At 66.1% G+C, this 24,453-nt stretch carries 38 protein-coding genes; 3 read left to right on the top strand and 35 right to left on the bottom strand.

What is annotated here, in order from left to right:
• Positions 1–1,101 carry a mannose-1-phosphate guanylyltransferase gene (gene manB, locus ACWIHT_RS45600; RefSeq protein WP_456174547.1) on the top strand — a complete coding sequence of 367 codons (1,101 nt, stop codon included), beginning with the start codon at positions 1–3 and terminating at the stop codon, positions 1,099–1,101.
• 49 nt (positions 1,102–1,150) lie between these two features.
• Positions 1,151–3,187 carry an acyltransferase family protein gene (locus tag ACWIHT_RS45595; RefSeq protein WP_456174546.1) on the top strand — a complete coding sequence of 679 codons (2,037 nt, stop codon included), beginning with the start codon at positions 1,151–1,153 and terminating at the stop codon, positions 3,185–3,187.
• Between the two features lie 15 nt (positions 3,188–3,202).
• Here ACWIHT_RS45595 and truA read toward each other — a convergent pair whose 3' ends face one another.
• From truA to rpsJ, 31 genes are all read right to left on the bottom strand, one after another.
• Entirely contained in the window at positions 3,203–4,048 is an 846-nt protein-coding gene (gene truA, locus ACWIHT_RS45590) for a tRNA pseudouridine(38-40) synthase TruA (protein WP_456174545.1), read from the bottom strand.
• Between the two features lie 155 nt (positions 4,049–4,203).
• Complete coding sequence (rplQ, locus tag ACWIHT_RS45585; RefSeq protein ID WP_200713280.1) at positions 4,204–4,710, bottom strand: 50S ribosomal protein L17; 507 nt, start codon at positions 4,708–4,710, stop codon at positions 4,204–4,206.
• Between the two features lie 83 nt (positions 4,711–4,793).
• Complete coding sequence (locus ACWIHT_RS45580) at positions 4,794–5,816, bottom strand: DNA-directed RNA polymerase subunit alpha (RefSeq protein ID WP_403657139.1); 1,023 nt, start codon at positions 5,814–5,816, stop codon at positions 4,794–4,796.
• 116 nt (positions 5,817–5,932) lie between these two features.
• Positions 5,933–6,337: a 30S ribosomal protein S11 gene (rpsK, locus tag ACWIHT_RS45575; RefSeq protein ID WP_003956432.1), complete on the bottom strand. Its 405-nt coding sequence runs from the start codon at positions 6,335–6,337 to the stop codon at positions 5,933–5,935.
• 69 nt (positions 6,338–6,406) lie between these two features.
• The gene (gene rpsM, locus ACWIHT_RS45570; protein ID WP_019055531.1) at positions 6,407–6,787 is read right to left on the bottom strand and encodes a 30S ribosomal protein S13; all 381 of its coding nucleotides are present in this window, start codon (positions 6,785–6,787) and stop codon (positions 6,407–6,409) included.
• A gap of 207 nt (positions 6,788–6,994) precedes the next feature.
• Positions 6,995–7,108: a 50S ribosomal protein L36 gene (rpmJ, locus tag ACWIHT_RS45565; RefSeq protein ID WP_003998809.1), complete on the bottom strand. Its 114-nt coding sequence runs from the start codon at positions 7,106–7,108 to the stop codon at positions 6,995–6,997.
• 59 nt (positions 7,109–7,167) lie between these two features.
• A complete protein-coding gene (infA, locus tag ACWIHT_RS45560) occupies positions 7,168–7,389 on the bottom strand; it encodes a translation initiation factor IF-1 (RefSeq protein WP_003948620.1) in 222 nt (73 codons plus the stop codon).
• A 227-nt stretch (positions 7,390–7,616) separates the two neighbouring features.
• Positions 7,617–8,453, bottom strand: a complete 837-nt coding sequence (gene map / locus ACWIHT_RS45555; protein ID WP_456174544.1) for a type I methionyl aminopeptidase — start codon at positions 8,451–8,453, stop codon at positions 7,617–7,619.
• 103 nt (positions 8,454–8,556) lie between these two features.
• Complete coding sequence (locus ACWIHT_RS45550) at positions 8,557–9,228, bottom strand: adenylate kinase (protein WP_456174543.1); 672 nt, start codon at positions 9,226–9,228, stop codon at positions 8,557–8,559.
• Positions 9,228–10,541, bottom strand: coding sequence for a preprotein translocase subunit SecY (secY, locus tag ACWIHT_RS45545; protein WP_456174542.1), 1,314 nt, complete (start codon positions 10,539–10,541; stop codon positions 9,228–9,230). The genes ACWIHT_RS45550 and secY overlap by 1 nt, the downstream gene beginning before the upstream one ends.
• A gap of 168 nt (positions 10,542–10,709) precedes the next feature.
• On the bottom strand, positions 10,710–11,165 hold the full coding sequence (gene rplO, locus ACWIHT_RS45540) for a 50S ribosomal protein L15 (protein ID WP_043676833.1): 456 nt from the start codon (positions 11,163–11,165) through the stop codon (positions 10,710–10,712).
• A 2-nt stretch (positions 11,166–11,167) separates the two neighbouring features.
• The gene (gene rpmD / locus ACWIHT_RS45535) at positions 11,168–11,350 is read right to left on the bottom strand and encodes a 50S ribosomal protein L30 (protein WP_006376032.1); all 183 of its coding nucleotides are present in this window, start codon (positions 11,348–11,350) and stop codon (positions 11,168–11,170) included.
• Complete coding sequence (gene rpsE / locus ACWIHT_RS45530) at positions 11,350–11,955, bottom strand: 30S ribosomal protein S5 (RefSeq protein ID WP_006376045.1); 606 nt, start codon at positions 11,953–11,955, stop codon at positions 11,350–11,352. The genes rpmD and rpsE overlap by 1 nt, the downstream gene beginning before the upstream one ends.
• Positions 11,956–11,992: 37 nt before the next feature.
• On the bottom strand, positions 11,993–12,376 hold the full coding sequence (rplR, locus tag ACWIHT_RS45525; protein ID WP_019055526.1) for a 50S ribosomal protein L18: 384 nt from the start codon (positions 12,374–12,376) through the stop codon (positions 11,993–11,995).
• A gap of 3 nt (positions 12,377–12,379) precedes the next feature.
• Complete coding sequence (gene rplF / locus ACWIHT_RS45520; RefSeq protein WP_262064198.1) at positions 12,380–12,919, bottom strand: 50S ribosomal protein L6; 540 nt, start codon at positions 12,917–12,919, stop codon at positions 12,380–12,382.
• Between the two features lie 22 nt (positions 12,920–12,941).
• Positions 12,942–13,340, bottom strand: a complete 399-nt coding sequence (gene rpsH, locus ACWIHT_RS45515) for a 30S ribosomal protein S8 (RefSeq protein ID WP_013001411.1) — start codon at positions 13,338–13,340, stop codon at positions 12,942–12,944.
• A 213-nt stretch (positions 13,341–13,553) separates the two neighbouring features.
• Entirely contained in the window at positions 13,554–13,739 is a 186-nt protein-coding gene (locus tag ACWIHT_RS45510; RefSeq protein WP_003948630.1) for a type Z 30S ribosomal protein S14, read from the bottom strand.
• A gap of 5 nt (positions 13,740–13,744) precedes the next feature.
• Positions 13,745–14,302: a 50S ribosomal protein L5 gene (gene rplE / locus ACWIHT_RS45505; protein WP_019072280.1), complete on the bottom strand. Its 558-nt coding sequence runs from the start codon at positions 14,300–14,302 to the stop codon at positions 13,745–13,747.
• Positions 14,302–14,625 carry a 50S ribosomal protein L24 gene (gene rplX, locus ACWIHT_RS45500; RefSeq protein ID WP_019072281.1) on the bottom strand — a complete coding sequence of 108 codons (324 nt, stop codon included), beginning with the start codon at positions 14,623–14,625 and terminating at the stop codon, positions 14,302–14,304. Before rplX ends, rplE begins: the two co-directional genes overlap by 1 nt.
• A 2-nt stretch (positions 14,626–14,627) precedes the next feature.
• Positions 14,628–14,996: a 50S ribosomal protein L14 gene (gene rplN / locus ACWIHT_RS45495; protein ID WP_003998823.1), complete on the bottom strand. Its 369-nt coding sequence runs from the start codon at positions 14,994–14,996 to the stop codon at positions 14,628–14,630.
• Between the two features lie 100 nt (positions 14,997–15,096).
• Positions 15,097–15,384 carry a 30S ribosomal protein S17 gene (gene rpsQ, locus ACWIHT_RS45490; RefSeq protein WP_019072282.1) on the bottom strand — a complete coding sequence of 96 codons (288 nt, stop codon included), beginning with the start codon at positions 15,382–15,384 and terminating at the stop codon, positions 15,097–15,099.
• On the bottom strand, positions 15,384–15,608 hold the full coding sequence (gene rpmC / locus ACWIHT_RS45485) for a 50S ribosomal protein L29 (RefSeq protein ID WP_003998824.1): 225 nt from the start codon (positions 15,606–15,608) through the stop codon (positions 15,384–15,386). Before rpmC ends, rpsQ begins: the two co-directional genes overlap by 1 nt.
• Entirely contained in the window at positions 15,608–16,027 is a 420-nt protein-coding gene (rplP, locus tag ACWIHT_RS45480) for a 50S ribosomal protein L16 (protein ID WP_010986348.1), read from the bottom strand. Before rplP ends, rpmC begins: the two co-directional genes overlap by 1 nt.
• A 5-nt stretch (positions 16,028–16,032) precedes the next feature.
• Entirely contained in the window at positions 16,033–16,884 is an 852-nt protein-coding gene (gene rpsC, locus ACWIHT_RS45475; RefSeq protein ID WP_093627312.1) for a 30S ribosomal protein S3, read from the bottom strand.
• On the bottom strand, positions 16,884–17,231 hold the full coding sequence (gene rplV / locus ACWIHT_RS45470) for a 50S ribosomal protein L22 (protein ID WP_006604878.1): 348 nt from the start codon (positions 17,229–17,231) through the stop codon (positions 16,884–16,886). Before rplV ends, rpsC begins: the two co-directional genes overlap by 1 nt.
• A 40-nt stretch (positions 17,232–17,271) precedes the next feature.
• Positions 17,272–17,553 (bottom strand): 30S ribosomal protein S19, encoded by a 282-nt coding sequence (gene rpsS, locus ACWIHT_RS45465; RefSeq protein WP_019055518.1) that lies wholly within the window; start codon positions 17,551–17,553, stop codon positions 17,272–17,274.
• A 12-nt stretch (positions 17,554–17,565) separates the two neighbouring features.
• Positions 17,566–18,402, bottom strand: coding sequence for a 50S ribosomal protein L2 (rplB, locus tag ACWIHT_RS45460; protein ID WP_403976572.1), 837 nt, complete (start codon positions 18,400–18,402; stop codon positions 17,566–17,568).
• 38 nt (positions 18,403–18,440) lie between these two features.
• Positions 18,441–18,860 (bottom strand): 50S ribosomal protein L23, encoded by a 420-nt coding sequence (gene rplW / locus ACWIHT_RS45455; protein ID WP_200681734.1) that lies wholly within the window; start codon positions 18,858–18,860, stop codon positions 18,441–18,443.
• Positions 18,860–19,516 (bottom strand): 50S ribosomal protein L4, encoded by a 657-nt coding sequence (rplD, locus tag ACWIHT_RS45450; protein ID WP_201051518.1) that lies wholly within the window; start codon positions 19,514–19,516, stop codon positions 18,860–18,862. The genes rplW and rplD overlap by 1 nt, the downstream gene beginning before the upstream one ends.
• Positions 19,517–19,523: 7 nt before the next feature.
• Positions 19,524–20,168, bottom strand: a complete 645-nt coding sequence (gene rplC / locus ACWIHT_RS45445) for a 50S ribosomal protein L3 (RefSeq protein WP_262064200.1) — start codon at positions 20,166–20,168, stop codon at positions 19,524–19,526.
• A gap of 17 nt (positions 20,169–20,185) precedes the next feature.
• A complete protein-coding gene (rpsJ, locus tag ACWIHT_RS45440) occupies positions 20,186–20,494 on the bottom strand; it encodes a 30S ribosomal protein S10 (protein WP_003948644.1) in 309 nt (102 codons plus the stop codon).
• A gap of 625 nt (positions 20,495–21,119) precedes the next feature.
• Between rpsJ and ACWIHT_RS45435 the strand changes: the two genes are divergently transcribed.
• Positions 21,120–22,274 carry a right-handed parallel beta-helix repeat-containing protein gene (locus tag ACWIHT_RS45435; protein ID WP_456174541.1) on the top strand — a complete coding sequence of 385 codons (1,155 nt, stop codon included), beginning with the start codon at positions 21,120–21,122 and terminating at the stop codon, positions 22,272–22,274.
• Positions 22,275–22,342: 68 nt separating this feature from the next.
• Here the strand turns inward: ACWIHT_RS45435 and ACWIHT_RS45430 are convergent, their stop codons facing one another.
• The 4 genes from ACWIHT_RS45430 to ACWIHT_RS45415 form a co-directional block, all read right to left on the bottom strand.
• Positions 22,343–22,819 (bottom strand): hypothetical protein, encoded by a 477-nt coding sequence (locus ACWIHT_RS45430; protein ID WP_456174540.1) that lies wholly within the window; start codon positions 22,817–22,819, stop codon positions 22,343–22,345.
• Between the two features lie 43 nt (positions 22,820–22,862).
• Positions 22,863–23,066, bottom strand: coding sequence for a DUF397 domain-containing protein (locus ACWIHT_RS45425; protein ID WP_456174539.1), 204 nt, complete (start codon positions 23,064–23,066; stop codon positions 22,863–22,865).
• 82 nt (positions 23,067–23,148) lie between these two features.
• Complete coding sequence (locus tag ACWIHT_RS45420) at positions 23,149–23,346, bottom strand: DUF397 domain-containing protein (protein WP_456174538.1); 198 nt, start codon at positions 23,344–23,346, stop codon at positions 23,149–23,151.
• Positions 23,343–24,212: a helix-turn-helix domain-containing protein gene (locus ACWIHT_RS45415; RefSeq protein WP_456174537.1), complete on the bottom strand. Its 870-nt coding sequence runs from the start codon at positions 24,210–24,212 to the stop codon at positions 23,343–23,345. Before ACWIHT_RS45415 ends, ACWIHT_RS45420 begins: the two co-directional genes overlap by 4 nt.
• Between the last annotated feature and the right edge of the window lie 241 nt (positions 24,213–24,453).

The following is a 24,453-nucleotide window of genomic DNA, read 5'->3' as shown; positions in this document are numbered from 1 at the left end:
ATGCGCGAAGCCATCATTCTGGTGGGCGGCAAGGGAACCCGGCTGCGCCCCCTGACGAACCACACCCCCAAACCGCTGCTCAGCGTGGCGGGTTCCTCCTTCATCCGGCACCAGATCGCCAAGCTGATGGACGCCGGCGTCGAGCACGTCGTGTTCGCCACCTCCTATCTCGCGGGCCTCTTCGAGGAGGAGTTCCAGAACTTCGCCCAGGGCCTGCGGATCTCCTACGCCGTCGAGGAGGTACCGCTCGGCACCGGCGGCGCGATCCGCAACGCCGGCCGGCTGCTGCGCGGCGACGACCCCGACGCCCCGGTCCTCGTCCTCAACGGCGACATCCTGTCCGGCGTCGACCTGGACGGCATCGTGGCAGTGCACGAGTCCCGCGAGGCGGACGTCACCCTGCACCTCACCCGGGTCGCCGACCCGCGCGCCTTCGGCCTGGTCCCCACCGACGGCGCAGGCCGGGTGCTGTCCTTCCTGGAGAAGCCGAAGACCGCCGAGGAGTGCGTCACCGACCAGATCAACGCGGGCTGCTACGTCTTCCGCCGGTCCGTCCTCGACGCCATCCCGGTCGGCCGCGAGGTCTCCGTCGAGCAGGAGACGTTCCCGCAGCTGGTCGCCCAGGGCCGGCCCATCGTCGGCCACACCACGGACGACTACTGGCGCGACCTCGGCACCCCGCTCGCCTTCGTCCACGGCTCCGCCGACCTCGTCACCGGCAAGGTGACCTCCCCCCTCGTGGAGCGGCACGCCGAGGCCCTGATCCATCCCACGGCCACCATCGCCCCGACCGCCCGCGTCACGGGCGGCTCGACGATCGGCCCGGGCGCGGTCATCGGCCCGCACGTGGTCGTCGACCGCTCCATCGTCGGCGGTGGCGTCACCGTGGCCGAGGGCGCCCGGATCCACGAGTCCGTGGTCGACCACGACTCCTCGATCGGCAGGGAGTCGTTCCTGCGCGAGGTCGTGGTCGGCTGCCACGCGCACATCGGCGCGGAGAACGAACTGCCCGCCCAGCTGCGGCTGTCGTGCGGCATCCGCATCCCCGCCCAAGGCGTCCGCGTCAGCGGCACGGCCGCCGCCTGCCTGACGGCCCACTGAATTCACCGGCCCGCCCCCACCGGCCCGTCCGGACAGTTACTGGAGAACCGTGACGACCCTCACCCGCCATCGAGCAACGGCCCCGAAGACCGAGCGTCTTCGCAAGTACCGGCCGGACATCCAGGGCCTGCGTGCCGTCGCCATCATGATGGTGGTCGCCATGCACTGCGGCATCCTCGACATCCACGGCGGCGTGGACGTGAGCTTCGTGCTGAGCGGCTTCCTCATCGGCAGTCAGCTCCTCGCCGAGATCGACAAGACGGGCAAGGTGTCGTTCGGCAAGTTCTGGGCCCGCCGGATGCGGCGGCTCGCCCCCGCCATGGCCGTCGTCATCGTCGCCACCGCGGTCCTGGCGTGGGTCTTCGCCAGCCCGCTCAGGTTCCGCGACACCATGCGCGACGGCCTCAGCTCGGCGCTCAGCGTCATGAACTGGCGTCTCGTCGAGACCGGCACCGACTACTTCGCCAACGACGGCAGCCAGTCCCCGTACCAGCACTTCTGGTCGCTGGGGATCGAGGAGCAGTTCTACGTCGTCGCCCCGGTCGCCCTGGTCGTCACCGCCTGGCTGAGCCGCTCGATCTTCCGCAACCGGGCTCTGGTCGGGCTGTTCCTCGTGACGGTCGTCGCCGGGTCGTTCTACCTGGGCTACCAGGAGACGCCGATCAACCAGCCCCTCGCCTACTTCGCCACCCACACCCGCATCTGGGAGATCACCGCCGGCGTCCTCCTCGCCTTCGTCGCACCGTCCGTCGCCCGCCTGAACACCTCTGTGGCGGCCGTCGTCTCCTGGCTGGGACTCGGAATCACCCTGGTCACGGCGATGCTGATCTCCAGCGACACCCCACTGCCCGGGTACGCGGTCGCGGGCCCCGTCCTCGGCGCCGTCATGATCATCGCCGGCGGGTGTGCCGCTCCCCGCCTCGGCGCGGAACGGCTCCTCGACAACCCCGTGTTCAACTTCATCGGCAACGTCAGCTACGGCTGGTACCTCTGGCACTGGCCGATCCTGATCCTCTGGCCGTACATGGCCGACCGCGAGATCACGTTCTCCGACCGCTTCCGGGTCGCCTCCGCGTCGTTCATCCTGGCCGTCGCCATGCACTACGTGCTCGAACGCCGGTTCCGCGACAACGTGGAACTGGTGCTGCGCCCCTGGAAGGGAATCCTGCTCGGCGGTACCGCCACCGCCGGCGCGGCCGGAGCCATGGCCCTGGCGATCTTCTTCGTCCCCCTGAACCTGGAGACCGTGGCCTCCGGCAGCACGGTCGCCTCCGGCTACAGCAACCAGGCATCGGTGGAGGACGCCGTGCTCCGGACCCGCCTGTCCGCGGCCGGCCAGGCCTCGCTACAGAAGTCCCCCGACGACCATGCCAGCAAGAAATGCATCGACAGCACCACCGACAAGAAATTCAGCGTGGCGGACGCCTGCGTCTTCGGGGAGAAGAACAGCAAGCGGACCATCGTCCTCATGGGCGACTCGCACGCCTGGCAGTGGAGCGACGCCTTCGACGAGATCGGGAAGGACCTGCACACGAAGATCGTGATCGTGTCCAAGGGCGGCTGCTCCCCCCAGATCTACGACATCACCAACCCCGAACTCAACCGTGAATACACGGAGTGCAACAGCTGGCGGCAGTCCGCCTTCACCGCACTCTCCGAGATCAAGCCCGACGTCATCGTCATCTCCGACCGCGCCCGCCGGGAAGCGACCAGGGAAGGCGCCGAAGCCCTCTACAAGGCCCTGCCGAAGAGCGGCGCGAAGCTGGTCTACCTGACGGACACCCCGGAACCCGGCCAGAACATCCCGGACTGCCTCGCCATCCACAGCAGCAAGGTGACCGCCTGCAACCGGAAGAAGAGCGAAGCACTGGAGTTCAGCAAGTTCCGGACCATGGAACAGAACGTGGCCACGAAATACGGTGCCGACATCATCGACACGGTGCCCCTGTTCTGCGCACGGGACGTCTGCCCGGCGGTCATCGGCGACCAGGTCGTCTACTACGACGCCAGCCACATCACGTCGAGCTATGCCAAGACCCTGATCCCGTACCTCAAGCCGACCCTGAAAAAGGTCCTGGCCGACTGACCGAAGGCCCTTCGGTCAGTGCACGTCACCCCGCACCCGGCGGGCCTGCAACTGCCGCTCCGCCAGCAGTTCGTCCGCCGGGTACGCGACCTCCTCCAGCGTCAGCCCGTGCGGCCGTACGACATGCACGGCGCTGTCCCGCACCCCCGCGTCCAGCACCTTCCGCGGCCACTCGGCACCCCGATGCCCGTCACCGACGAACAGCAACGCGCCGACCATGGACCGCACTTGGTTGTAACAGAAGGCATCGGCCCGCACTTCGATCTCGACGACACCATCGCCCCGCCGCCGCACCCCGAAGTCGAGAATCTCCCGGATCGTCGTCGCGCCTTCACGCTTCTTCGCGTACGCCGCGAAGTCATGCTCCCCCACAAGGGACTTGGCGGCGGCATCCATCACATCGACGTCCAACTCCCAGTCGTGCCACAGCACATGGTTCCGCAGTAGGGGGTCCACTCCCCCCGGCCGGTCCCCGACCCGGTACACGTAACGCCGCCACAGCGCGGCGAACCGCGCGTTGAACCCGACGGGAGCCTCCGCCAGCGACCACACCCGCACATCCTTCGGCAGCCGCCCGGCAAGCCGCTTCAGCAGCTTGTCCTGGTGCTCGGCCCAGAGGGAGACCGGCAGATCGACATGCGCCACCTGCCCCCGCGCATGCACCCCGGCATCGGTACGCCCGGCCACGGTCAGGTCGTACGCGGCCGCCCCCGACCGCGTCACGGTCCGCAACGCGTCCTCGACCTCCCCCTGCACGGTCCGCCGCCCCCCGGCCTGCTTGGCCCACCCGGAGAACGAGGTCCCGTCGTAGGAGAGATCGAGCCGCACACGAACAAACCCGACCGCTACGTCGTCACTCACACCGAGATCCTTTCAGGTACACAAAAGCGGGCCCGCCCCTCGAAAGGAACGGACCCGCCAACACGCCCGTTTTCAGGGGCGCGGGGCTGTGCTGATGTGCGGCTACCGCCGCGTGGGCGCGACCAGCCACAACGGCGGGTCAGCCAAAAACGGTGTTACGCGTCCTTGGACTCTTCGTCGGCCTCGACCTCGGCCGGCTTGGCGTCCTCAACGACCTCGACCGGAGCCTCGACAACAGCCTCGGCGTCCTTCGCGGCACGCTTGGTGGCGGCCTCGGCCTCACCCGTCGCAGCCTGAGCGACAGTCAGCGCCTCGACCAGCTCGATGACAGCCATGGGCGCGTTGTCGCCACGACGGTTACCGATCTTGGTGATACGGGTGTAGCCACCGGGACGGTTCTCGTAGCGCGGGCCGATCTCGGTGAAGAGCGTGTGGACGACGCTCTTGTCCGTGATCACCTGGAGCACCTGACGGCGGTTGTGAAGGTCACCCTTCTTCGCCTTGGTGACCAGCCGCTCGGCGTAGGGCCGCAGCTTGCGGGCCTTCGCCTCGGTGGTGGTGATACGGCCGTGCTCGAAGAGCGACTTCGCGAGGTTCGCGATGAGCAGCTTCTCGTGCGCGGCACTGCCGCCCAGACGGGCACCCTTGGTGGGCTTCGGCATTTCTTTCTCCTTGGTATCTGCCCCGGCCGTATGAGGTACCGGAGTCAGGACCCGGTGAGCGGACGCTCACCGGCAACAACCGATCAGTACTGCTCGGTCTCCACAAAACCCGCGTCCATGTCGTCGTCGGCGCCAAAGGCGTCGGCGGCTGCGGTCGGGTCGAATCCGGGCGGGCTGTCCTTGAGGGCCAGGCCCATGCCGGCCAGCTTCGCCTTGACCTCGTCGATGGACTTCGCACCGAAGTTGCGGATGTCCAGGAGGTCGGCCTCGGAACGAGCCACGAGCTCACCCACGGAGTGGATGCCCTCGCGCTTGAGGCAGTTGTAGGAGCGGACGGTGAGTTCCAGCTCCTCGATCGGCAGGGCGAGGTCGGCGGCCAGGGCGGCGTCCGTGGGGGACGGGCCCATGTCGATGCCCTCGGCGTCGATGTTCAGCTCGCGCGCGAGACCGAACAGCTCCACCAGGGTCTTGCCGGCCGACGCCATCGCGTCACGGGGACGCATCGCCTGCTTGGTCTCGACATCGACGATCAGCTTGTCGAAGTCTGTGCGCTGCTCGACACGCGTCGCCTCGACCTTGTACGTGACCTTCAGCACCGGCGAGTAGATCGAGTCGACCGGGATGCGCCCGATCTCCTGACCCACCTGCTTGTTCTGCACCGCGGAGACGTAGCCGCGGCCACGCTCGACCGTGAGCTCCATCTCCAGCTTGCCCTTGCCGTTGAGCGTGGCGAGGACGAGGTCGGGGTTGTGGACCTCGACACCGGCCGGGGGCGCGATGTCGGCGGCGGTGACCAGACCCGGGCCCTGCTTGCGCAGGTACATCACGACGGGCTCGTCGTGCTCCGAGGAGACGACCAGCTGCTTGATGTTGAGGATCAGGTCGGTGACGTCCTCCTTGACGCCCGGCACGGTGGTGAACTCGTGCAGGACGCCGTCGATCCGGATGCTGGTGACAGCGGCTCCGGGGATCGAGGAGAGGAGCGTACGGCGGAGGGAGTTGCCGAGGGTGTAGCCGAAGCCGGGCTCCAGCGGCTCGATCACGAACCGCGAACGGAACTCGTCAACGACCTCTTCGGTCAGAGACGGACGCTGAGCGATCAGCATGAGGTGATTCCTTCAGTCATGGACACCCACTATTTGATGTCCTGCTGTTCCTACAAGGGTACGGGCGATACGGCACCGAAGTGCCGTACCGCCCGCATCCTCAAGACAGCCGTGCGTCAGACGCGGCGGCGCTTCGGCGGACGGCAGCCGTTATGCGGGGTGGGGGTGACGTCCTGGATGGAGCCCACCTCAAGACCGGTCGCCTGAAGCGAACGGATGGCGGTCTCGCGGCCCGAACCCGGGCCCTTCACGAAGACGTCGACCTTGCGCATGCCGTGCTCCTGCGCGCGACGGGCGGCCGACTCGGCGGCCATCTGCGCGGCGAAGGGGGTGGACTTGCGCGAGCCCTTGAAGCCGACGTGGCCGGCGGAGGCCCAGGAGATCACGTTGCCCGAGGGGTCGGTGATCGAGACGATCGTGTTGTTGAACGTGCTCTTGATGTGCGCGTGGCCGTGAGCGACGTTCTTCTTTTCCTTGCGGCGCACCTTCTTGGCAGCGCCCTGACGACCCTTGGGGGGCATCTATTACTCCTACGGGGAGGTGGTCGGTCCTACAGCGAAGACCGCTGGTGAAGCGTTGTCCGCTGTGGACTACTTCTTGCCCGGCTTCTTCTTGCCGGCGATGGCGCGACGCGGACCCTTGCGGGTACGAGCGTTCGTGCTGGTGCGCTGACCGCGAACGGGCAGACCACGACGGTGACGGAGACCCTGGTAGCAGCCGATCTCCACCTTGCGGCGGATGTCGGCCTGGATCTCGCGACGGAGGTCACCCTCGGTCTTGATGTTGGCGTCGACGTACTCACGAATCGCGACGAGCTGCTCTTCCGAGAGGTCGCGAACGCGGGTGTTGGGGTCGATGCCGGTCTCGGCCAGCGTCAGCTGGGAAAGGGTCCGACCAATGCCGAACACGTAGGTGAGGGCGACCTCCACGCGCTTTTCGCGCGGGATGTCGACACCGGAAACGCGTGCCATTCAATGGCTCCTGGTGATCTTCGGAGGTCTTCCGCAGAACCGGATCCCAGCCGCCGGCCTCTTCGTCGGAAGATTTGGTACGGCGTGGGTCCCCAGCCTCCGAGCCGGGGGTGTCGGACGCCTACTACGCCCGGGTCCTGCGTATGAACATGTATTGCTCGCGTCGCGCGAATCTCTGCGATGTCGATGCAGAGGGAAGGTCCTGCGTCAGCCCTGGCGCTGCTTGTGGCGCGGGTTCTCGCAAATGACCATGACCCGACCGTGACGGCGGATCACCCTGCACTTGTCGCAGATCTTCTTGACGCTCGGCTTGACCTTCATTGGTGAGGTTCTCCGGGTCAGTTGCCTGCGGCGCCGCTTGCGCGGAACCTGGGCAAGATCTACTTGTAGCGGTAGACGATCCGGCCACGCGTCAGGTCGTACGGAGACAGCTCCACCACGACCCGGTCGTCAGGGAGGATGCGGATGTAGTGCATACGCATCTTGCCGCTGATGTGTGCCAGGACCTGGTGGCCGTTCTGGAGCTCCACCTTGAACATGGCGTTCGGGAGAGACTCGACGACAGTGCCTTCGATCTCGATGGCACCTTGCTTCTTGGCCACGCTTCGCCCTTCGAATCGACTACCTTGATCGACTCAGTGCGTTCCCCTTACGGGGTGCATGCGGACATGCGGCTGCACGAGAGCCGACGAGTCAGTCTACGTCAGGGCCCTCGGAAAGACGAATCGATGGAGGATGCCCCGGCGCGAAGATCACTAAGCACAGGGAGGGTGTTTTTAGGGGCGCGGGGAACTGCGCGACCAGCCCCCACCGGGCCGCGGACGAACAACTACGCGAGCGGATCCGGCGCGGCCGCGATCCCGAACTCGGCCAACTTCGCCTTACCCCCGTCGGGAGACGTCAGCACAAGCGGCCCCTCCTCGGTCAAGGCAACCGAGTGCTCCCAGTGCGACGACCACGTCCCGTCGGTCGTAATGACCGTCCAGTCGTCGGACAGCACCTCGGTCTTCGGCGTACCGAGCGACACCATCGGCTCGATCGCCAGGCAGAACCCGGGAATCAGCTTCGGCCCCTTGCCCCGCCGCTTCTCCACGTAGTTCAGCAGATGCGGATCCATGTGCATCTCGGTACCGATGCCGTGGCCGCCGTAGTCCTCGACGATCCCGTACTTGCCGCCGCCCGGCTTCGGCTGGCGGCGGATGTACGTCTCGATGGCGCGGGAGATGTCGACGAGCCGGTTGCCGAGCTTCATCGCGGCGATGCCCGCCCACATCGACTCCTCGGTCACCCGGGAGAGCTCGATGAGTTCCGGGGCGTGGCCGGAGCCGACGAAGGCCGTGTACGCGGCGTCGCCGTGCCAGCCGTCGATGATCGCGCCGCAGTCGATGGAGATGATGTCGCCGTCCTTGAGGACCACCTCGTCGGAGGGGATGCCGTGGACGACGACCTCGTTCACCGAGGTGCAGATGGTGGCCGGGAAGCCGCCGTAGCCAAGGAAGTTGGGCTTCGCGTTGTGGTCGGCGAGGACCTTGCGGGCGACCTCGTCCAGATCCTTCGTGCTCGCGCCGGGTACGGCCGCTTCACGCGTGGCCGCGTGGATCGCGGCGACGACCAGCCCCGCCTCGCGCATCTTGGCGATCTGCTCGGGGGTCTTGATCTGCACCATGGGGGCCTGCGCTCTCCGTCTTCCGCGTCACATGGGATATGGCTGTACACAACAGTACGGCCGCGACGCCCCTGGGGGCACCGCGGCCGGTTCTGCCGGGCGACTACTTGTCGTCGTCGCCCTCGTCGTCGCGCTTCAGCGCGTCCAGCGCGCGCTGGGTGATCTCGTCCACCGGGCCGAGCGAGGAGATCGTGACCACCAGGCCCTGGAGCTTGTAGTAGTCGATGATCGGCTCGGTCTGCGTGTGGTAGACCTCCAGCCGGGTGCGGACCGTGTCCTCGGAGTCGTCGTCGCGCTGGTACAGCTCGCCGCCGCAGGTGTCACAGACACCGTCCTGCTGGGGCGGGCTGTACGTCACGTGGAAGACGTGGCTGGAGTCCTTCCGGCAGATGCGGCGGCCGGCGATGCGCTTGACCACCTCTTCCTCGGAGACCTCCAGATCCAGCACCGCGTCCAGCTTGATGCCCTCGGTCTTCAGCAGCTCGTCCAGCGCCTCGGCCTGCGACACATTGCGCGGGAAACCGTCCAGCAGGAAGCCGCCCGCGGCGTCCGGCTGCTCCATGCGGTCCTTGGCCATCGCGATGGTGACCTCGTCCGGGACCAGGTTGCCCGCGTCCATGTAGGACTTCGCCAGTTTGCCGAGTTCCGTGGCCTGACTGATGTTGGCACGGAAGAGATCGCCGGTGGAGATGTGCGGGATGTGCAGCGTCTTGGCCAGTCGCACAGCCTGCGTTCCCTTACCGGCGCCCGGCGGCCCGACGAGGACGATTCGCATCAGCGGAGGAACCCTTCGTAATTGCGCTGCTGGAGCTGGCTCTCGATCTGCTTCACCGTCTCAAGACCGACACCCACGATGATGAGGATGCTGGTCCCGCCGAACGGGAAGTTGCCGCTTGCGTTGAAGCCGACCAACGCCATCGTCGGTACGAGAGCGATCAGACCCAGATACAGCGAACCCGGCCAGGTGATCCGGTTGAGTACGTAGCTCAGGTACTCAGCGGTGGGCCGGCCAGCCCGGATGCCCGGGATGAAGCCACCATACTTCTTCATGTTGTCCGCGACTTCCTCGGGGTTGAACGAGATCGCCACGTAGAAGAACGCGAAGAAAACGATCAGGAGGAAGTAGCTGATCAGGTAAATCGGGTGGTCGCCCTTGGTCAGGTTCGTCGTCACCCAGGTCTTCCAGGCGGAGTTTCCGCTGGAGAACTGCGCGACCAGAGCCGGGATGTAGAGCAGCGAGGACGCGAAGATGACGGGAATCACACCCGCCTGATTGACCTTCAGCGGGATGTAGGTCGACGTACCGCCGTAGGAACGGCGGCCGATCATGCGCTTCGCGTACTGGACGGGAATGCGGCGCTGGGCCTGTTCGACGAAGACCACCAGGCCGACCATCACCAGGCCGACGAGGATGACGGTGCCGAACTCGATCCAGCCGTCGGCCAGCGTGCCCTGCTTCTTGATGGCCCACAGCGCGGACGGGAAGGTGGCCGCGATCGAGATGAACATCAGGATCGACATGCCGTTGCCGATGCCGCGGTCGGTGATCAGCTCACCGAGCCACATCACGACTCCGGTACCGGCGGTCATGGTGACGACCATGGTGATGGTCGTGAAAATGGCACGGTCCGGGACGATGCTCGTCGCGACCGTGCAGCCGGAGAAGAGGGCGCCACTGCGGGCGGTGGCCACCAGGCCGGTGCCCTGGAGAATGGCGAGCGCCACGGTCAGATAGCGCGTGTACTGCGTGATCTTCGCCGTACCGGCCTGGCCCTCCTTCTTGAGGGCTTCCAGACGCGGGATCACCACGGTCAGCAGCTGCAGAATGATGCTCGCCGTGATGTACGGCATGATGCCGAGCGCGAAGACCGTGATCTGTAGCAGCGCACCGCCGGAGAACATGTTGACCAGGCCGAAGAGACCCTGGTTGCCGGAGGCCTCGGTCACACACTGCTGTACGGCCGTGTAGTTGACGCCGGGGATCGGAACGTGGGTACCGACCCGGTAGACCACGATGATGCCCAGCGTGAAGAGCAGCTTCTTGCGCAGGTCGGGCGTCCTGAACGCCCGGGCGAACGCGGTGAGCACGGTGCCTCCTGCGACCCCCGCGCCAGTGCGTCAAGGGTGACGGTCTTGAGGTTCGACGAATAAGAACAGTGCAGGCCACCTTACCGGCGACACTGCCCCCGTGGAACGACCAACCGGGGATACCCCGTTATGGGGTATCCCCGGTCGGGATCGCTTATGTCATCGCGCTCAGACGAGCTCGGTGACGGTACCGCCGGCGGCGGTGATCTTCTCCTTGGCGGAACCGGAGACGGCGTCCACCGTCACCTGCAGCGCCACGGAGATCTCGCCCTGGCCGAGGACCTTGACGAGGCTGTTCTTGCGCACCGCGCCGTTGGCGACGAGACCCTCTACGGTGACCTCGCCACCCTCCGGGTACAGGGACGCCAGCTTGTCGAGGTTCACGACCTGGTACTCGGTCTTGAACGGGTTGCGGAAGCCCTTCAGCTTCGGAAGACGCATGTGGAGGGGCATCTGGCCACCCTCGAAGCGCTCCGGAACCTGGTAACGGGCCTTCGTACCCTTGGTTCCACGACCGGCCGTCTTACCCTTCGACGCCTCACCACGACCCACACGGGTCTTGGCGGTCTTGGCGCCCGGGGCGGGACGGAGGTTGTGGATCTTGAGCGGGTTGTTCTCCGCCATGATCAGTCGACCTCCTCAACCGTCACGAGGTGGCGGACGGTGTGCACCATTCCGCGGAACTCGGGGCGGTCCTCCTTGACGACCACGGTGTTGATCCCCTTGAGACCAAGGGACCGCAGTGTGTCACGGTGGTTCTGCTTGCTGCCGATGTACGACTTCGTCTGCGTGACCTTGAGGCGAGCCATTACGCACCCGCCCCGGCACGTGCACGAAGGAGAGCCGCGGGGGCGACGTCCTCAAGGGGCAGACCGCGGCGGGCCGCGATCTCCTCGGGACGCTGCAGGCCCTTGAGGGCCGCCACGGTCGCGTGCACGATGTTGATCGCGTTGGACGAGCCGAGCGACTTCGACAGGATGTCGTGCACGCCGGCGCACTCCAGGACGGCTCGCACCGGACCACCGGCGATAACGCCGGTACCGGGGGAAGCAGGCTTGAGCAGGACGACGCCCGCGGCCTTCTCGCCCGTGATCGGGTGCGGGATGGTGCCCTGGATACGGGGGACCTTGAAGAAGTGCTTCTTGGCCTCCTCAACACCCTTGGCGATGGCGGCCGGCACCTCCTTGGCCTTGCCGTAACCGACACCGACGGTGCCGTCACCGTCGCCCACCACGACGAGCGCGGTGAAGCTGAAGCGACGACCACCCTTGACAACCTTGGCGACGCGGTTGATCGCGACTACGCGCTCAACGTACGCGGTCTTCTCGGCGGCAGCAGCGCCGCCGTCACGGCCCTTCCGGTCCCGCCGCTCGCCGCCACCGGCACCGCTTCCACGGCGCTGGGGTCCAGCCATTGGATTACCTCTCTCTTTCCGCTAGCTACGGAAGCGACTAGAACTTCAGTCCGGCTTCGCGGGCGGCGTCCGCCAGGGCGGCGATGCGCCCCGCGTACTGATTGCCACCGCGGTCGAATACGACAGCCTCGACACCGGCGGCCTTGGCGCGCTCGGCGACCAGGGCGCCGACCGACTTGGCCTGCGCGGACTTGTCGCTCTCGCCGCCGCGGATCGAGGTGTCCAGGGTCGACGCCGACGCCAGGGTGTGACCCTTGATGTCGTCGATGACCTGGGCCACGATGTGGCGGTTGGAGCGGGTCACGACCAGGCGCGGACGCTCAGCCGTACCGGAAATGTGCTTCCGGATGCGGATGTGACGACGCTTGATGGCAGCACGCTTGTAAGCGTCGCCCTTAGCGATCTTCGTACCGTATGCCATGGCTTACTTACCCGCCTTTCCGACCTTGCGCCGGATGACTTCGCCCTCGTACTTGACGCCCTTGGCCTTGTACGGGTCGGGCTTGCGCAGCTTGCGGATGTTGGCCGCAACCTCGCCGACCTTCTGCTTGTCGATGCCCTCGACCGAGAAGTGGGTCGGGTTCTCGACCTTGAACGAGATGCCCTCGGGCGCCTCGACCGTGATCGAGTGGCTGTAGCCGAGCGCGAACTCAAGGGTGGAACCCTTGGCCGCGACGCGGTAACCGACACCACTGATTTCGAGCTTCTTCACGTAACCCTCGGTCACGCCGGTGATCATGTTCGCCACCAGCGTGCGGGACAGGCCGTGCAAGGCCTTGTTCTGACGCTCGTCGTTGGGGCGGGTGACGTTGAGAACGCCGTCCTCACCCTTGGCGATGTCGATCGGCGAAGCGACGGTGTGGGTCAGGGTGCCCTTGGGGCCCTTGACCGAGACCGTACGGCCGTCGATGGTGACGTCCACGCCGGCGGGAACCGTGATGGGGAGCTTGCCAATACGCGACATAGCTTCTTCCGATTCCTTTCCGCTACCAGACGTAGGCGAGGACTTCTCCGCCTACGCCCTTCTTGCCGGCCTGCTTGTCGGTGAGGAGACCGTGCGACGTGGAGATGATCGCCACGCCGAGGCCACCGAGCACCTTGGGCAGGGAGGTGGACTTCGCGTAAACCCGGAGACCGGGCTTGGAGATCCGCTTGATGCCCGCGATGGAGCGCTCACGGTTCGGGCCGAACTTCAGCTCAAGGACGAGGTTCTTGCCGACCTCGGCGTCCTCGACCTTCCAGCCCGTGATGAAGCCCTCCTGCTGGAGGATCTCCGCGATGTGAGACTTGATCTTGGACGCCGGCATCGTCACGGAGTCGTGGTATGCCGAGTTCGCGTTCCGCAGACGCGTAAGCATGTCTGCGATCGGATCAGTCATGGTCATGAATTGGCCTTCGGCCTCTCTCGCCGGGGTTTCCAGGTGCCCATCCCTCTCCTCGATCCGAGACGAGGCGGGTGCGGTGCGGTGGACCTACGGCGTAGTAAGTCGTATGGGCGGCAATCAGGCGCCCAACCCTCCTAGCCTAAGCCATGAAGGGGTGGGCACCTGACCGTGCCCTCTGCTTACCGAGAGCTTCGGGAGTCCGGAAGTACCGGACTACCAGGAGCTCTTGGTCACGCCCGGCAGCTCGCCACGGTGAGCCATCTCACGAAGGCACACGCGGCAGAGGCCGAACTTGCGGTACACGGAGTGCGGGCGGCCGCAGCGCTGGCAGCGGGTGTAGCCACGCACACCGAACTTGGGCTTACGAGCAGCCTTGGCAATCAGAGCCTTCTTCGCCATCTCGCTTACGCCTCCTTGAAGGGGAAGCCGAGGTGACGGAGAAGGGCACGGCCTTCGGCGTCGTTGGTCGCCGTGGTCACCACGGTGATGTCCATACCCCGGACGCGGTCGATCTTGTCCTGGTCGATCTCGTGGAACATGACCTGCTCGGTGAGACCGAAGGTGTAGTTGCCACGACCGTCGAACTGCTTGGGAGACAGACCGCGGAAGTCGCGGATGCGCGGAAGCGCGAGCGACAGGGTGCGGTCCAGGAACTCCCACATGCGGTCGCCACGGAGCGTGACGTGGGCACCGATCGGCTGACCCTCGCGCAGCTTGAACTGCGCGATGGACTTGCGGGCCTTGGTGATGGCCGGCTTCTGACCGGTGATCGTGGTCAGGTCACGGACGGCACCGTCCATGAGCTTGGAGTCACGGGCGGCGTCGCCGACACCCATGTTGACCACGATCTTGACGAGGCCGGGGATCTGCATGACGTTCTCGTAGGAGAACTCCTCACGCAGCTTGCCCGCGATCTCCTCGCGGTACTTCGTCTTGAGACGCGGAGTGGTGGTGGTAGTCATCAGATGTCCTCACCCGTCCGCTTGGCAACGCGAACCTTGTTGCCCTCGTCGTCGAAGCGGTAGCCGACACGCGTGACGACCTTGTTGCCGTCCTTCTCAACGACCAGCTGGACGTTGGAGACGTGGATCGGCGCCTCGGTCGTGACGATGCCACCGGCCTGCGAGCCCTTGGCGGTGGGGCCGGCCTTGGTGTGCTTCTTGACCCGGTTGACACCCTCGACCAGGACGCGCTCGTCGCGCGGGTAAGCGGCAATGACCTTGCCCTGCTTGCCCTTGTCCTTGCCGGTGATGACCTGAACCGTGTCACCCTTCTTGATCTTCATGCTTACAGCACCTCCGGAGCCAGCGAGATGATCTTCATGAACTTCTTCTCGCGCAGCTCGCGCCCGACCGGGCCGAAGATGCGGGTGCCGCGAGGGTCGCCGTCGTTCTTCAGAATGACGGCGGCGTTCTCGTCGAAGCGGATGTACGAGCCGTCCGGACGACGGCGCTCCTTCACGGTGCGAACGATGACGGCCTTGACGACGTCACCCTTCTTCACGTTGCCACCGGGGATCGCGTCCTTGACGGTGGCGACGATGACGTCACCGATGCCCGCGTAGCGGCGACCGGAGCCACCGAGCACACGGATGCAAAGGATTTCCTTCGCACCAGTGTTGTCGGCGACGCGCAGTCGCGACTCCTGCTGGATCACGTCTATCTCCTGATCGTCTGCCGGTTCCCCAACAGGGCTGATGAATCAGCCCTGTTGGAGCCTGGCGGAACTGTCCTGCGGGGTTAGCCCCGCAGGAAAATTACTTGGCCTTTTCGAGGATCTCGACGATGCGCCAGCGCTTCGTCGCGGACAGCGGACGCGTCTCCATGAGGAGGACGCGGTCGCCGACGCCTGCGGCGTTCTGCTCGTCGTGGGCCTTGAGCTTGTTCGTACGGCGGATGACCTTGCCGTACAGCGCGTGCTTCACGCGGTCCTCGACGGCGACGACGACGGTCTTGTCCATCTTGTCGCTGACGACGAGACCCTCACGGGTCTTGCGGAAGCCGCGGGAAGCGGTCTGCTCTTCAGTCACGTTGCTCTCGCTCATCAGGCGCTCTCCACCGTTTCGATGCCCAGCTCGCGCTCACGCATCAGGGTGTAGATCCGCGCGATGTCCTTCCGGACGGCCTTGAGCCGACCGTGGTTTTCGAGCTGACCGGTCGCCGCCTGGAAGCGGAGGTTGAACAGCTCTTCCTTGGCTTCGCGGAGCTTCGCGAGAAGCTCCTCGTCACCCAGTTCGCGCAGCTCGGACGCCTTGGTACCGGCCGACATCACGCTTCACCTGCCTCGCGCTTGACGATCCGGCACTTCATCGGCAGCTTGTGGGCTGCGCGAGTGAGGGCCTCACGGGCGATCTTCTCGTTGGGGTAGGACAGCTCGAACATGACCCGGCCCGGGTGCACGTTCGCGATCCACCACTCGGGAGAACCCTTACCGGAACCCATGCGGGTCTCGGCGGGCTTCTTCGTGAGCGGGCGGTCCGGGTAGATGTTGATCCAGACCTTGCCGCCACGCTTGATGTGGCGGGTCATCGCGATACGGGCGGCCTCGATCTGGCGGTTCGTCACGTACGCCGGCGTGAGGGCCTGAATGCCGTACTCGCCGAACGAAACCTGCGTACCGCCCTTGGCCTGACCACGACGCTTGGGGTGGTGCTGCTTGCGGTGCTTGACCCTACGGGGGATCAGCATGTCGGTCAGGCCTCCGTTCCGGTGCTCTCAGCCGGCGCGGCAGCGGCGGCGGGAGCGTCGGCCTTGGGGGCCTCGGCAGCCGGCGCGGACTGCTGCTGCGGCTTGCGGCCGCGGCCGCCACGCTCGCCACCGCGGCCACCGCCACGGGCCGGGCGGTCGCCGCCCGGGCCGCCACCGCGAGCCGGGCGGTTACCCGCACGGGCAGCGGCGTTCTCGGCGCGGACCTCGGCGATGTTCTTGACGTCGCCCTTGTAGATCCAGACCTTCACACCGATACGGCCGAAGGTCGTCTTGGCCTCGAAGAAGCCGTAGTCGACGTTCGCGCGGAGCGTGTGCAGGGGCACGCGGCCCTCGCGGTAGAACTCCGAGCGGGACATCTCGGCGCCGCCGAGGCGGCCACCGCACTGGATCTTGATGCCCTTGGCGCCGGCCTTCATCGCCGACTGCATGCTCTTGCGCATGGCACGGCGGAAGGAGACACGGGAGGACAGCTGCTCGGCGACGGCCTGGGCCACCAGCTGAGCGTCCGTCTCCGGGTTCTTGACCTCAAGGATGTTGAGCTGGACCTGCTTGCCGGTCAGCTTCTCCAGGTCACCGCGGATGCGGTCGGCCTCGGCGCCACGGCGGCCGATGACGATGCCCGGGCGCGCGGTGTGGATGTCCACACGGACGCGGTCACGGGTGCGCTCGATCTCCACCTTCGAGATGCCGGCGCGCTCCATGCCGGACGTCATCATCCGACGGATGGCGACGTCTTCCTTGACGTAGTCCTTGTACAGCTTGTCGGCGTACCACCGGGACTTGAAGTCCGTGGTGATGCCGAGCCGGAACCCGTGCGGGTTAACCTTCTGGCCCATTACCGGGTTCCTTCCTTGCTGCTGACGACCACGGTGATGTGGCTGGTCCGCTTGCGGATCCGGTAGGCGCGGCCCTGGGCACGCGGCCGGAACCGCTTCAGGGTCGGACCCTCGTCGACGTACGCCTCGGAAATGACGAGGCTGCCGGCGTCGGTGTGGTCGTAGTTGTGTGCGGCGTTGGCAATGGCGCTGTCCAGCACCTTGCCGACCGGCACGCTCGCGGCCTGCGGGGCGAAACGCAGGACCGCCTGAGCCTCCGTGGCGTCCATGCCACGGATGAGGTCCACCACGCGGCGGGCCTTCATGGGCGTGACGCGGATGTACCGCGCCTGGGCCCTGGCTTCCATGGTTGTCCCTTCAGTGTTTGTCATGGTCGGTCGCCCCGCGCTAGCGGCGCTTCGACTTCCGGTCGTCCTTGACGTGACCCCGGAAGGTGCGCGTCGGCGAGAACTCGCCGAGCTTGTGGCCGACCATCGACTCGGTGACAAACACCGGGATGTGGGTCTTGCCGTTGTGCACCGCGATCGTGTGGCCGAGCATGGCCGGGACGATCATCGAGCGGCGGGACCAGGTCTTGATGACGTTCTTGGAGCCGGCCTCGTTCTGTACGTCCACCTTCTTGATGAGGTGTCCGTCGACGAAGGGCCCCTTCTTGAGACTGCGCGGCATCTAAACCCGCTCCTAGCGCTTCTTGTTCGTCTTGCGGCGGCGGACGATGTACTTGTTCGATGCCTTCTTCGGCGAACGAGTACGACCCTCCTTCTGACCCCACGGGGAGACCGGGTGGCGACCACCGGAGGTCTTGCCCTCACCACCACCGTGCGGGTGGTCGACCGGGTTCATCGCGACACCGCGGACGGACGGGCGAACGCCCAGCCAGCGCTTGCGGCCGGCCTTGCCCCAGTTGATGTTGCTCTGCTCGGCGTTGCCGACCTCGCCGACCGTGGCGCGGCAGCGCTGGTCGACCAGACGGATCTCACCGGAGGGCATACGAAGGTGGGCCATCGTGCCCTCCTTCGCGAGCAGCTGCACGGAGGCACCGGCGGAGCGGGCGAACTTGGCGCCGCCACCGGGACGGAGCTCGATCGCGTGGATCGTGGTACCGACCGGGATGTTGCGGAGCGCCAGGTTGTTGCCCGGCTTGATGTCGGCCCCGGGACCGTTCTCGACGCGGTCGCCCTGCGACAGGTTGCGGGGGGCGAGGATGTAGCGCTTCTCGCCGTCCGCGTAGTGCAGCAGCGCGATGCGCGCGGTGCGGTTGGGGTCGTACTCGATGTGCGCGACCTTCGCCGGCACGCCGTCCTTGTCATGGCGACGGAAGTCGATGACGCGGTAGGCGCGCTTGTGTCCGCCACCCTGGTGGCGAACGGTCACACGACCGGAATTGTTACGGCCGCCCTTGCTGTGCAGGGGGCGAACCAGCGACTTCTCCGGCGTGGACCGCGTGACCTCGACGAAGTCGGCGACGCTGGAGCCACGACGGCCCGGCGTAGTCGGCTTGTACTTGCGGATTCCCATTTCTCAGTCCTCGTCCGATATCGGACGATCCGACCCGCTTACGCGGCCGGACCGCCGAAGATGTCGATACGGTCGCCCTCAGCGAGGGTCACGATGGCGCGCTTGGAGCCCGCGCGCTGACCGAAACCGGTCTTGGTGCGCTTGCGCTTGCCCTGGCGGTTGATCGTGTTGACCCCGGTGACCTTGACCGAGAAGACCGCCTGGACGGCCTGCTTGATCTGGGTCTTGTTGGCGCCCGGGGCCACGATGAAGGTGTACTTGCCCTCGTCGAGGAGCGCGTAGCTCTTCTCCGAGACGACCGGCTTCAGCAGCACGTCACGGGGGTCCGTGAACGACTTGCTGATCGGCGTCTCGACGGTGTTCTTGCCCTCGGTCTCGTGGCGCTTCGCCTTGGCGATGCGCGCGACCTTCTTGGCCTTGGCGGCCTTCGAGGCGATGCTCGGGTGACGCGTAGCCATCAGGCTTCGCTCCCTTCGGTGTCAGCGGCCTGGGGGCCAGACACGAAGGACTCGAAAGCGGCCTGGGTGAAGACCACGTCGTCCGAGACGAGAACGTCGTACGTGTTGAGCTGGCCCGGCTCCAGGATGTGGACCTGGGGCAGGTTGCGCGCGGAAAGCAGCGCGGCCTCGTCGGAGCGCTCGATGACCAGGAGCACGTTCTTGCGCTCGCTGACCTTGCCGAGGAAGCTCTTGGCGGCCTTGGTGGAGGGGGTCTCGCCCTCGATCACGCCGGTGATGACGTGGATGCGAGCGTTGCGGGCCCGGTCGGTGAGGGCGTGGCGCAGGGCCGCGGCCTTCATCTTCTTCGGGGTCCGCTGCGAGTAGTCGCGCGGCGTCGGGCCGTGCACGACACCACCGCCGGCGAACTGCGGGGCGCGGGTCGAACCCTGACGGGCGCGGCCGGTGCCCTTCTGGCGGTACGGCTTCTTACCACCACCGCGGACCTCGCCACGACGCTTGACCTTGTGCGTGCCCTGACGGGCGGCGGCCAGCTGTGCGACGACGACCTGGTGAAGCAGCGGGATGCTGATCTTCTCTACGTCGAAGATCTCGGCCGGGAGCTCGATAGTCCCGGCGGTGTCGCCGGAGGGCGACTGAATGTCAATGGTGCTCATAGTGTCCTCAGGCCCCCTTGGCCGCGGTGCGGACCAGGACGAGGCCGCCGTTCGGACCCGGGATGGCTCCCTTGATGAGGAGCAGTCCCTTCTCCGCGTCAACGGCGTGAACGGTCAGGTTCTGGGTGGTGACCCGCTCGTTGCCCATGCGGCCCGCCATGCGGACGCCCTTGAACACACGGCCCGGGGTGGCGCAGCCACCGATGGAGCCGGGAGAGCGGTGCTTGCGCTGGACACCGTGACCGGCGCCGAGGCCACGGAAGTTGTGGCGCTTCATGACACCGGCGAAGCCCTTGCCCTTGCTCTTGCCGGTCACGTCGACCTTGACGCCGGCCTCGAACACCTCAGCGGTGATCTCCTGGCCGAGCGTGTACTCGGAGGCGTCCGCGGTGCGGATCTCGACGAGGTGGCGACGCGGCGTGACATCGGCCTTGGCGAAGTGACCCTTGAGGGGCTTGTTCACCTTGCGCGGGTCGATCTCGCCGAAGGCGATCTGGACCGACTCGTAGCCGTCACTGTCGTTCGTACGGACCTGGGTCACGACGTTGGGCCCGGCCTTGACGACGGTGACCGGAACAACACGGTTGTTCTCGTCCCACACCTGCGTCATGCCGAGCTTCTCGCCCAGGATGCCCTTGATCTGCTTTGCCATCTTCAGCTCACCGACCCCTAGAGCTTGATCTCGATGTCGACACCGGCCGGGAGGTCGAGTCGCATCAGGGAGTCAACGGTCTTGGGGGTGGGGTCGAGGATGTCGATCAGGCGCTTGTGCGTGCGCATCTCGAAGTGCTCGCGAGAGTCCTTGTACTTGTGCGGCGACTTGATGACGCAGTACACGTTCTTCTCAGTGGGCAGCGGCACCGGGCCCGCGACCGACGCACCAGTGCGGGTCACCGTCTCGACGATCTTCTTCGCCGAGCTGTCGATGACCTCGTGGTCGTAGGCCTTGAGCCGGATGCGGATCTTCTGTCCCGCCATGGCTACTCAGTAGTCCTGTCTCTAGTAACGCTCTGCACCCCGGCAGGCTCTTCTCGATCTCTTCCGCCGACCCACGCGGTCGGGTGTGTCGCGCTCTCACCGACACAGAAGTCCCATATACGGAACTTCCCAGCTGGGAAAGCACGGCCCTTCCGGAACCGCAAGCCGAGGGCGAAGAAGCCCACCGGGTGCCTGGCCGGCGCCGCACTGACACTTCCCGAAAGATTCCCGTACGTCCGCCCCAGCGCTGCCGTTAAGGCAGTTGGGACGACGAGTACCGTGGGACTCGCTTCCGGTCCTCCCGACGGGAGGCGCGCAGCATCAACACTCGACCGAGCAACTCGGACAGTCTGCCATATGGGGCAGTGCGCTGGCCAATCGGGGCGTAGAGATTACCCCCGACGTGACGCAGGTCAAACACGCGCGCCAGGGAGGCACTCCCGGCGAGTTCATCCCCCTGAACGGGAATCAAGTACGCACACCTTGACGCGTCCATAGCAAGCGCTTACGTTCCCTCACTGGAACACGAGAAAGCGCTTTCCCCCGCAAGGAGCACCTGCACGGAACCCTGGATTCCTGGTCATGGGACGACCCTGGAGGCAGAACGATGCACGTGAGACCAGTCATGGCATGTGTAGGCCTGGTGGCCGGCACACTCGTAGCACTCTCCGGCACCCCGGCACAGGCCGCGAGCGCCACGCAGTACGTGTCACCGGCCGGCACCGCGAGCGCGGCCGGCACCCTCGCCGCCCCCACCACCCTCGCCACCGCGATCAGCCGCATCGCGTCCGGCGGCACGATCTACCTGCGCGGCGGGACGTACGCCTACGGCTCGACGATCACGATCCCGGCGGGCGCGGACGGCACAGCATCGGCCCGCACCACGCTCACCGCGTACAACGGCGAGACCCCGGTCCTCAACTTCGCTTCCCAGAGCGAGAGTTCATCGAACCGAGGCCTACAGCTGTACGCCAACTACTGGCACGTCTACGGCCTCACGGTGTCGCACGCGGGCGACAACGGGATCTACGTAGGAGGCAGCAACAACGTCATCGAGCGCACCGTAACCTCCTACAACCGCGACACGGGCCTCCAGCTGGGCCGCATCTCCTCCACCACACCGAGCTCGTCCTGGCCCTCGAACAACCTGGTCGTCAGCTCGGAGTCGCACGACAACGCCGACTCCGACGGCGAGGACGCGGACGGCTTCGCCGCGAAACTGACGACCGGCACCGGGAACGTCTTCCGCTACGACGTCTCCCACAACAACATCGACGACGGCTGGGACCTGTACACCAAGACGGACACGGGCGCGATCGGCCCGGTGACCATCGAATACAGCCTCTCCTACGGCAACGGCACCCTCACGGACGGCAGCCAGAGCGGCGACGGCGACCGCAACGGCTACAAGCTCGGCGGCGACGACATCGCGGTCAACCACGTCGTCCAGCACGACATCGCCTACGGCAACGGCCATCACGGGTTCACCTACAACAGCAACCCGGGCACGATGACGATCTCGAACAACGTCAGCATCGACAACGCGGAACGCAACTTCTCGTTCGACGCGGGGACTTCGGTCTTCCGTACGAACACGTCGTGCCGGTTCGCGGTCAGCGGCTCGAACGACAAGACGGTGGGCGACGCGGACAGCACCAACCAGTTCTGGACCGGGACGAACGGGGCGAGGTGCGCGTCGTACGGCGGCACGCTGGGCTGGTCGTTCGCGACGAGCGGGACGTTGAGGGTGACGTTCGGGGGGACGGTGGTGAATCCGTGAACGGGTGACGGAATCCGCCTACGACCCCTGCGACCCCCTACGGCTTCGGTCGTACGGGGGTTCGCCGATTACAGCTTGACCACCCCGCGCCAGGCCCATCCGGCGCCGAGAACCGCGTTCCGCAGCGGGTCCGTCATCTCCCGCGTGTCGAACCGGAACGCCTCGACCTCGACCTCGACCTTGTGCCGACGCCCGTCGGGGCCTTCCTTCGTCTCCCACTGCCGATAGACGGCAGGCGCATGACCCCGGCCATACCGCGCATTGGCGCTGTCGTCCGACCGCTGTTCCCACCGCTCATCGAGGAAACGCACCTCGTACCGCTCGGGCACGATGCGCATCCGCGTCTTGAGCCGCACGCCGACTCTCCGCACCTCGCACTCCGCCACCAGGTCGGCTTTTTCGTCGGAAAGAGCGTTACGCACGCGATACGCCACGTCCGGCCCGTTGAGCGCAAGCAACGCCACCCGAACCTCCGTGGCGGCCAGTGGCTCCCTGTCGCTTTCGGGCCGCTTGGTGCCGGTCAGCCTGCCCCAAAGACGCCCCATCGCTGAGCCTCCGTCCTGGTGTCCGAGCGAACAGGAGTCATACTCAGGGACGGGTACGGCCCGATGCGTACGGCACGAAGTCGGTCCAGGTCCCGGGGGTCAGCGTGAGTCGAGGACCCTGGGTGTTCTTGGAGTCGCGGACGTGGATGGTGTCCGGGGTGGTGGCTATCTCGACGCAGTCGTTGCCATTGCTGCTGTCGCTGTAGCTGCTCTTGAGCCACAGCAACTCAGTAGCCTTGCCGATCATGTTTCTCCCAGCACTTGCTCGACAAAGGCCAGCGACTCCTCTGGCGTAAGAGCCTGGGCCCGGATGATGCCAGGAGTCGCACTCAGGGACAGGTACGGCCCGATGCATACGGCACGAAGTCGGCCCAGACGGTGGGGGCGAGGGCGAGGCGGGGACCCTGGGTGTTCTTGGAGTCGCGGACGTGGATGGTGTGGGAGGTGGTGGCTATCTCAACGCAGTCGCCGGACTCACCGCTGCTGCTGTAGCTGCTCTTGAACCAGTGGAGTTCCATGGCACTCATAGTGCTCCCAGCGCTTGCTCGACGAAGGCCAGCGACTCCCTCGGTGGGAGTGCCTGCGCCCGGATCATTCCATAGCGCAGTTCAAGGATACGAAGATCCCTGGGGTTTGAGACCGGGCGGGCATTGAAGGCACCGTCGGAGCGCCCGATCGCCGTCCCGTCGGCGAACTTCAGAACTTCGATCAGGCCCTGTGTCCCGGCGTGCTCCTCACGATCAGTCGGCATGACCTGAAACGTGACGTTTCGCAACTGGCCCACTTCCAGCAGGTGTTCAAGTTGTCGGCGCAACACCATCCGCCCCCCATAAGGGCGTTCCAGCGTCACCTGCTCCTGGACGAAACTGAGTGTAGGAGTAGGTTCCCGCTCGAAGATCGACTTCCGTGCCATGCGCGCGGCGATGTCCCGCTCCACCACTACCGGCATATACGCAGGCTGCGTCATCTCGAACAGCACCCTCGCGTACTCCGGGGTCTGCAAGAGCCCATGGATGTTGTGGTTGCTGTAGAGCAGCACCTCAACTGCCCGATCCTCCAGCTTCTTCAGCTCCCGCACCTTCTTCGGATACTGGGCCTTCTCCACGTCCTCCTGGAACGCCCGGAGATGCCCATCCGCGTTCAGGACGTCGTCGGCCCGGTCCAGGAACTCCACCCGAGGGATCCGCGCTCCGCGCTCGATCTTGCGGATCATGTCCTCGCCGTACCCCATGACGCGAGCGAAGTCGGCCACCCGCATCCCGGCCTGCTCCCGGCAGAACCTGACGAGTCGCCCCACCGCCTCCACCAACGGCGCGCTCTCGTCACCGGGTTCGAGGTCCCAGCCGGCCTCGTCCACACCCTCGTTCTCGTTGCTCACGCTTTCGTCATTCATGGCCACCCACCTCCAACGCGCACCCGTACCCGTACGTCGTCGGAGACAGCCGAGACAACGCGAGACAACGACAGGACAGGGCGGATACGTACAGGCGTCATCGCACGTCAAGGCAAACACGGTCGGCCACGCTGAGTGACATGAACCAGGGAACCTCCACCCCCGAAACCCAACCCACCTACTCCACGCGCAACTTCAGCGTGCAGCTGTCCTCCACCCCACGAGGCGCCCGCCTGGCCCG

It is taken from the genome of Streptomyces sp. NPDC002276 (genome assembly GCF_053891435.1).
This window is presented reverse-complemented; position numbering and strand designations above follow the sequence as displayed.